At 70.6% G+C, this 7,357-nt stretch carries 11 protein-coding genes; 8 read left to right on the top strand and 3 right to left on the bottom strand.

The genetic code is table 11. From position 1 onward, the window contains the following. The coding region (locus tag ABTX24_RS29620; protein ID WP_350844763.1) for a mycothiol transferase at nt 1-367 on the top strand (367 nt) is incomplete at its 5' end. A gap of 13 nt (nt 368-380) precedes the next feature. Here ABTX24_RS29620 and ABTX24_RS29615 read toward each other — a convergent pair. After that, nucleotides 381-1,034: an NAD(P)H-binding protein gene (locus ABTX24_RS29615; protein WP_350844761.1), complete on the bottom strand. Its 654-nt coding sequence runs from the start codon at nt 1,032-1,034 to the stop codon at nt 381-383. A 136-nt stretch (nt 1,035-1,170) separates the two neighbouring features. On the opposite strand from ABTX24_RS29615, the gene ABTX24_RS29610 reads away from it, so the two are divergent. The 3 genes from ABTX24_RS29610 to ABTX24_RS29600 are packed head-to-tail and all read left to right on the top strand — an operon-like array spanning nt 1,171 to nt 3,258. Next, nucleotides 1,171-1,578 carry a DUF6069 family protein gene (locus tag ABTX24_RS29610; protein WP_350844759.1) on the top strand — a complete coding sequence of 136 codons (408 nt, stop codon included), beginning with the start codon at nt 1,171-1,173 and terminating at the stop codon, nt 1,576-1,578. A gap of 10 nt (nt 1,579-1,588) precedes the next feature. After that, nucleotides 1,589-2,653, top strand: a complete 1,065-nt coding sequence (locus tag ABTX24_RS29605) for a sensor histidine kinase (RefSeq protein WP_350844757.1) — start codon at nt 1,589-1,591, stop codon at nt 2,651-2,653. Next, nucleotides 2,650-3,258: a response regulator gene (locus tag ABTX24_RS29600; RefSeq protein WP_350844755.1), complete on the top strand. Its 609-nt coding sequence runs from the start codon at nt 2,650-2,652 to the stop codon at nt 3,256-3,258. Before ABTX24_RS29605 ends, ABTX24_RS29600 begins: the two co-directional genes overlap by 4 nt. 10 nt (nt 3,259-3,268) lie before the next feature. Here ABTX24_RS29600 and ABTX24_RS29595 read toward each other — a convergent pair whose 3' ends face one another. After that, on the bottom strand, nt 3,269-3,721 hold the full coding sequence (locus ABTX24_RS29595; RefSeq protein ID WP_160024973.1) for a MarR family winged helix-turn-helix transcriptional regulator: 453 nt from the start codon (nt 3,719-3,721) through the stop codon (nt 3,269-3,271). 140 nt (nt 3,722-3,861) lie between these two features. Between ABTX24_RS29595 and ABTX24_RS29590 the strand changes: the two genes are divergently transcribed. The 3 genes from ABTX24_RS29590 to ABTX24_RS29580 all read left to right on the top strand — a co-directional run bounded on the left by ABTX24_RS29590 (nt 3,862) and on the right by ABTX24_RS29580 (nt 6,373). Beyond that, a complete protein-coding gene (locus tag ABTX24_RS29590; protein WP_350844753.1) occupies nt 3,862-5,043 on the top strand; it encodes an MFS transporter in 1,182 nt (393 codons plus the stop codon). Between the two features lie 30 nt (nt 5,044-5,073). Next, nucleotides 5,074-5,895, top strand: a complete 822-nt coding sequence (locus ABTX24_RS29585; protein ID WP_350844751.1) for an aldo/keto reductase — start codon at nt 5,074-5,076, stop codon at nt 5,893-5,895. Between the two features lie 91 nt (nt 5,896-5,986). Next, a complete protein-coding gene (locus tag ABTX24_RS29580) occupies nt 5,987-6,373 on the top strand; it encodes a hypothetical protein (RefSeq protein WP_160024970.1) in 387 nt (128 codons plus the stop codon). Between the two features lie 20 nt (nt 6,374-6,393). Here the strand turns inward: ABTX24_RS29580 and ABTX24_RS29575 are convergent, their stop codons facing one another. After that, complete coding sequence (locus tag ABTX24_RS29575; RefSeq protein WP_350844749.1) at nt 6,394-6,819, bottom strand: hypothetical protein; 426 nt, start codon at nt 6,817-6,819, stop codon at nt 6,394-6,396. Nucleotides 6,820-6,973: 154 nt separating this feature from the next. On the opposite strand from ABTX24_RS29575, the gene ABTX24_RS29570 reads away from it, so the two are divergent. Beyond that, the gene (locus ABTX24_RS29570; RefSeq protein ID WP_350844747.1) at nt 6,974-7,207 is read left to right on the top strand and encodes a hypothetical protein; all 234 of its coding nucleotides are present in this window, start codon (nt 6,974-6,976) and stop codon (nt 7,205-7,207) included. Nucleotides 7,208-7,357 lie beyond the last annotated feature (150 nt).

Here is a 7,357-nt window from a genome sequence, read left to right as displayed (position 1 = left end):
CGCCCGGATGGAGGACGCCCAGATCGCGCCGCTCGCCGGCACCGACGAGGTGTGGGCGCGCGAGGGCTGGGTGGAGCGGTTCGGGCTGCCGTACAGGCCCAGAGCGATGGGATACGGGCAGAGTGCCGAGGAGGTCGCCGCGTTCCGGCTCGAGGACCCGAAGCTGCTGACGGGCTACTACCAGGCGGTCCACGAAGCCACGATCGAGCTGGTCGACTCGTTGAGCGAGGACGACCTCGCCCGTGTCATCGACGAGCGCTGGGACCCGCCCGTCACCGTCGCGGTGAGGCTGGTCAGCGTCGTCGACGACGCCGCCCAGCACATCGGCCAGGCGGCGTACGTCAAGGGCTTGCTGGGTCTCCGCTGAGTCAGCGCCGGGGTCAGAGGACGGCGGCGATGGCCTCGTCGATCGAGGCGTCGCCGGAGACCAGCTCCCACTGCTTGCCGACGGTGGCGTCGTCGTCGATCACGGCGGCGATGACCGCGGCCACGTCGGCACGCGGGATGGTGTCGCGGTCGACCTTCTCAGCCAGCTTCACCCGCCCGGTGGCGGGCTCGTCGGTGAGGCCACCGGGACGCAGGATGGTCCACTCGAGGTCGCTGTCGCGCAGGGCGATGTCGGCGTCGCGCTTGGCTTCGACGTAGGCCTTCCACACCTCGCCCGCATCGGCCGGGACCGGCTCGTCGACGCTGATCGCCGAAACCTGAACGAAGCGCCGGATGCCGGCGGCCTTGGCGCCCGCGATCGACTTGGTCGAGCCCTCCAGGTCGACGGTGCGCTTGCGCTCGATGTTGCCGTCGGGGCCGCCGCCGGCGGCGAAGACCACCGCGTCGCAGCCGGCGAAGGCGGCGGCGAACCCGCCGGCGTCCTGGTTCTCGATGTCGAGCAGGCCCACCTCGGCACCGAGCGCTTCGAGCTCGTCTCGGTAGCTCTCGCTGCGTACGAGCGCGACCGGGGTGTGGCCCGCGGCCGCGAGGATCGGATGGAGCTGCAGGGCGACCTTGCCGTGGCCGCCGACGATGGCGATACGCATGCTCTCACCCTAGGCATACGACGCCACTGACAATTGTCACCGTCGGCTCCGGACAATCAGATCTGATGCCCGGGTGCCTCCGCACGCGAGCCTGGATACACCACCCACGGTGGGTGGTGGAGACGGAGGAATCGCGATGACAACCGTGACGAACGAGACCGCGCAGCGCACCCGGGTCGGGTGGCCGCGGATCGGCGGGGTAGCGGCCACCGCGGCCGTGGTGGCGACGGTCGTATGGCTGCTGTGGACCCAGGCCGGGGGCGTGGACCTCGAGGTGAAGTCGGGTGGCGGCAGCCAGCAGATCGGGATCGGCTCGGTGATCGTCAGCAGCCTGATCATCGCGCTGGCCGGCGGTGCGCTGCTGCGCTGGTGGGAGGGCCGTTCTGAACGCGGGACGCGGCGATGGACGATGCTCGCCGTCGGGATCGCCGTGCTCTCCCTGATCACGCCGACCAGCGCGCTCACCCTGGCCGCCGGGCTGGGACTCGCGAGCCTGCACGTCGTGGTCGCCGTTGTGGTCATCACCGGCCTGCGGCGACGGTAAAGTGACGCGCGTGTCCGGCCTGTGGTGTCACATCCATCGCCACGGTGTGGTGCTGGTCTGGCTGCCGGTCCTGCTGCTCTTTCCGCTGCTCAACCTCTCCGGCGAGGTGCTTCCGGCCGTCGGCCAGGTGGTCCTGGTGCTGGCCCTCGCCGCGGCCGCCGTCGCTCTCGTGGTCACCGGGCGAGTCGCCGTCCTGCTGCCCGTCCTCGTCGTCCTGATCGTGCTCGCCGCGATGCAGGGGGAGGGCTGGCAGACGGTCTGGGGCGTGCTGGCCATCGTCTCCCCGGCGGTCCTGCGCGGCTGGCGCCTGCTGGTGGCGATCCTCGCGGCCACGGCGGGCGTGGCGGTCTCGATCGCGGTGATCGAGGGCATCGGCGACGCCTACCTGCTCAGCGTCGGCGGCACCTTCCTCAGCGGCGTCACCACGACCTCCTTCCTCCGCCTCGTCGAGGCGGTCGAGCAGCTCCGCCGCACCCGCGAGGAGCTGGCCCGAGCCGCGGTCGCCGAGGAGCGCGCCCGGATGTCGCGCGACCTCCACGACCTGCTCGGACACACCCTGAGCGTGATGGTCGTCAAGGCCGAGGCCGTACGCCGCCTGGCTGCCCGTGACCCCGAGGCAGCCGCCGCGCACGCGGCCGACATCGAGGAGGTCGGACGCGCCGCCCTGGCCGACGTCCGGGCCGCCGTCGACCAGATGAAGACGCTCTCCCTGGCCGAGGAGCTCGACGGTGCGCGCCGCGCGCTCGACGCCGCCGGGATCCGTACGTCGATCACCGCCGCCGAGGCCGAGGTGCCCGACATCGCCGGACAGGCGCTCGCCTGGGTCGTGCGCGAGGGGGCGACCAACGTGATCCGCCACTCCGGGGCGGCGAGCTGCCGCTTCGAGCTCACCGAGGACGGCGGTGAGCTCCGGCTCGCCGTGGTCGACGACGGCGTCGGCGGTCCGGCGGACGCCAGCGAGAGATCAGGCGGACTCGAGGGCCTGCGGCAGCGGTTGCGCGCGGTCGGCGGTCGCCTCGACGTACGTCCTGGGGCCGACGGGTTCCGCATCGAGGCGAGGGTGCCGGCATCGTGATCCGCATCCTGCTCGCCGAGGACCAGGCGATGATGCGCGGCGCGCTCGCCGTGCTGCTCGGGCTCGAGGACGATCTCGAGGTGGTCGCCCAGGTCGGGACCGGCACCGAGATCGTGCCGACGGCGCTCGAGGTGCGCCCCGACGTGGCCCTGCTCGACATCGAGCTGCCCGGGATCAGCGGGCTCGATGCCGCGCGCGAGCTGCGCGCGTCAATCCCGGAGTGCCGGGTGATGATCCTGACGACGTTCTCCCGACCCGGCTACGTACGCCAGGCGATGGCCGCCGGCGCGGTCGGGTTCCTGGTCAAGGACGGGCCGGTCGAGGAGCTGGCCGACGCGATCCGCCGGGTGCTGCGCGGCGAGACGGTCCTCGATCCCGGCCTGGCCGCGGCCACGCTCCGCGCCGCTCCGAACCCGCTGACCGCGCGCGAGCGCGATGTGCTCGTGGCCTCCGAGGACGGGTCGAGCATCGCCGACATCGCCGCACGGCTCTTCCTCTCGCCGAGCACGGTGCGCAACTATCTCTCCGCGGCCATCGGCAAGACCGGCACCCGCAACAAGACCGAGGCGGCCCTCACCGCTCGGCGCAACGGCTGGCTGGCCTGACGCTGCGCGATCAGGCCGGGGCCGGCGACAGCGACCCGAGCGCGTGCACGAGCGGCGCGAGCTCCGGGATCTCCGCGGCCTCGTCCAGTGCCGTACGCAGCACCTCGTCGTGCAACGGACGGGCCTTCTTCAGCAGGGCGCGCCCGGCGGGCGTGAGCTCGGTGTAGATCCCGCGGCGGTCGTCGGCGCACAGGATCCGGGTGAGGAGGTCGCGGTTCTCCAGGCGCGTGACCAACCGGGTCGTGGCCGAGGAGGAGAGGGCCGCCGCGCGGGCCAGCTGTTGCATGCGCATGTGCCAGCCGTCCTGACGGCTGAGTGCGTCGAGGACGGTGAACTCGACGACCGACAGCCCGTGCTCGCGCTGCAGCGCCTTCTCGAGTGCGGCCTCGATCAGACCGTGCACGGCGGCCAGCGTGCGCCAGCCCTGCGCGCGGATCTCGACGGCGTCGTCAGCGATTCCCATGGGTCCTCCTTCGTGGACACCTCCAGCATACCCGAGTTGCGCTGATAGTGCGCGCGTGCAACTATAAATACGAAGCGCGTGCAACTAATGCACACGCGGACTATCGACAGACGCAACCCGTCCACGTTCAGGAGTCATCCATGCCCGTCGCACTGCTAGCCCTCGCGATCGGAGGGTTCGGCATCGGCCTCACCGAGTTCGTCATCATGGGCCTGCTGCCCGAGGTCTCCACCGACTTCGGGGTCAGCGAGACCACCGCCGGCTACCTCATCTCCGGCTACGCCCTCAGCGTCGCGATCGGCGCCGTCGGCCTGACCCTCCTGCTCACCCGAGTGCCCCGCAAGGTCGCCCTGCTCGGCCTGATGGTGCTGTTCATCCTCGGCAACTTGATCTCCGCGATCTCGCCCGACTACGCCACGATGATGGTCGGCCGGATCATCGCCGCGCTGTGCCACGGCGCCTTCTTCGGCATCGGCGCCGTCGTCGCCGCGCAGCTGGTCGCCCCGGAGCGCAAGGCCAGCGCGATCGCCTTCATGTTCGGTGGCCTCACGCTCGCCAACGTCCTCGGCGTACCCCTCGGCACCCTGCTCGGCCAGGCCGCCGGCTGGCGCTCGACCTTCTGGGCGATCACCGTCATCGGCATCATCGCCTTCATCGGCATCGCCCTCCTGGTCCCCGCCCACACCGGTCGCAGCGAGGAGAACACCCCGGCCGTACGTACCGAGCTGGCCGCCTTCGCCAGCCCGCAGGTCTGGTTCTCGATCGCCCTGACCGTCCTCGGCTACGGCGGGATGTTCGGCGGGTTCACCTACATCGCCTTCACCCTGACCGAGGTCAGCGGCTTCTCCTCCGGCACGGTGCCGCTGCTGCTCGTCCTCTTCGGTGTCGGCCTCTTCTTCGGCAACATCGTGGGCGGCCGCGCCGCGGACCGCGATCTGGTCAAGACCCTCGGCGTGCTCCTGGCCGCCCTGACCGTCGTCCTCGCCGGCTTCGCCCTCGTCGCGACCAGCCAGGTGCTCACCGTCGTCGCGCTGGTCCTGATGGGCGCGGTGGGCTTCGGCACCGTGCCGGCCCTGCAGATGCGCGTCATGGGGTACGCCGACCGGGCACCCACCCTCGCCTCCGGCGCCAACATCGCCGCCTTCAACGTCGGCAACGCGCTCGGCGCCTGGATCGGCGGTCTCACCCTGGCCGCCGGGCTCGGCTACACCTCGCCGCTGTGGGCGGGCGCCGGTGTCACCGCGCTCGGTCTCCTCGTCCTCCTGGTCGCCGTCCGTGCGCCCGGCGGCGAGCGGCGTACGTCCGTCCCCGTCCCTGCCTGAACCTCACCCCGTCCCAGAGAAGGAAATCTCATGACCATCCCGACCATCACCCTGAACAACGGCATCGCGATGCCGCAGCTCGGCTACGGCGTCTTCCAGGTGCCGGACGACGAGACCGAGGCCGCCGTGACCGCGGCGCTCGAGGCCGGCTACCGCAGCATCGACACCGCGGCGGTCTACGGCAACGAGGCCGGCGTCGGCCGTGCGATCGCGAAGTCGGGCATCGCCCGCGAGGACCTCTTCATCACCACGAAGCTCTGGAACGCCGACCACGAGCGGCCGGTCGAGGCGTACGAGAAGAGCCTCGAGCTCCTCGGCCTCGATCAGGTCGATCTCTACCTGATCCACTGGCCCGCTCCCGCGCGTGACCTCTATGTCGGTGCGTGGCAGGGCCTCGAGGAGCTGTACGCCGCGGGGCGAGTCCGCGCGATCGGCGTCTCCAACTTCCTGCCCGAGCACCTCGACCGGATCGTCGCGCTCGGTGGCACGGTGCCGGCCGTCAACCAGATCGAGCTGCACCCGGCGCTGCAGCAGCGCACCACGGTCGCTGCGAACGACGGGCTCGGGATCGCGACCGAGGCCTGGAGCCCGCTCGCCCAGGGCGCGATGCTCGAGAACCCGGCGATCACCGCGATCGCCGACCGCCTCGGTCGTACGCCGGCCCAGGTGATCCTGCGCTGGCACCTCCAGCAGGGCCGGATCGTCATCCCCAAGTCGGTGACCCCGTCGCGGATCGCGCAGAACCTCGACGTGTTCGGGTTCGACCTCACCGCCGCCGACCTGGCCACGATCGACGACCTGGAGAGCGAGGGCCGCACCGGGCCGGACCCGGCGACCTTCAACGCCGCCTGACCATCTGCGTCTGACCATCTGGAGCAGGTGTTATCGATCGGTGATCAGCCCGGGGCAGATGTCCGGACCGGTTGAGGGCATGCTTGGCGTCATGCGATTGACCGAGCATGAGCTCACCGTGGCCCTGACCGGGACGGCCAAGACCGTCCTGGCCTCAGGCCGGAGGTTCCGCAAGGGCGGCGCCGACATCGACAAGGTCTGGGACGAGACCGACCGCTTCCAGCGCTTCAAGCTCCTGGACAGCATCGGCACCCAGATCTTCCCGGTGCTCACCGATCTCCCTGACATCGATGTCCCTGTCGGTGGTCGCCCGACGTTCCCGGAGGAGCAGATCCGCGAATCGGTCGAGCGCAACATCGGTGATGACGTCGGCCGGCTCCGCCGGGCGGTCACGGTCAAAGCACGCGTCGCGCTCGTCCAGGCCGCCCTCTCCAACCTGCCGCCCCGGGCCGAGGGCGACCTGCGCCTGGCCGACTGAGCCCGGGGCGCGCGGGTCGTTCAGGCAGCGTCCCGCTTGCGGCCGAAGGCAAGGGCGGCGAGGGCGAGCGCTCCGACCAACAGGCCGAAGTCGCGCAGCGCGACGTCGTAGAACTCGCCCATCGAGACGAGGTTGACGATGATCCCGGCCAGCCAGGCGGCGACCAGCAGTGCGCCGTAGCGAGGGATGATCGCGACGACGATGCCGGCCACGATCTCGATGATGCCGACTGCGAGCATCGCCTGGTGCGCGCTGCCGGGGATGATGTCGTCGATCCAGGGCGCGAGGTAGCGATCCCATTCGGTGAGGACTTCGACGAACTTGTCGAGTCCGAAGGCGATCGGGGCGACGACGAAGACCGTGCGCAGCAGGAAGAAGGCCCGGTCGCTGCCGGAGGATTCGGTGATCGACCTGGTGATCGAGGTCTCGGATGTGTGGCTGGTCATGAGTGCTCCCTTTCGGGGGTGGATGAAGGCTCTGTTCGGGACGTTCCCGGGTGCCTTTGCTGCATGTGTGTCATCCACTCGCCCGCGTCTTACCGCCGCCCGAGAAGTTCGGCTCGTCCGGTAAGAACCTCGCTGCGCGCGACACCAATCAGTCATGAAGCTGCAGAAGCGGGACCGTGCCCTGCGCTCGCGCCAGGCTTTCGAGGATGCGGTGGCGTGGCGTCGGCGAAGCCTGCTCGGTGCCGGCTTTCCGGACGACTTGGCCGCGGAGGTGGCCGCGGACGTACGCCTCGACCTGCATGCGCTGCTGCAGCTGGTGGATCGCGGGTGCCCGCCGGAGCTGGCTGTCAGGATCGTGGATCCGTCGCCTGGCGAGGTGGGATCATGAACATCGTGCAGGGTGGCATGGCTGAGATCGGCGTAGCGTCGAACGAGCCCTGGGTGAGCGATCTGAACGACCCCGGGCCTCCGGGGCACGTCGCCCAGCGCAGTCTCCATGACCTGCTGCTGCGGGCGACCCGGCATCAGGTGTGGCGCC

Origin of the sequence: Nocardioides sp. NPDC127514, from assembly GCF_040302125.1 — a bacterium.
Taxonomy (GTDB): domain Bacteria; phylum Actinomycetota; class Actinomycetes; order Propionibacteriales; family Nocardioidaceae; genus Nocardioides.
The sequence above is the reverse complement of the archived record's forward strand: the minus strand, read 5'-3'. Positions and strand labels throughout refer to the sequence as shown.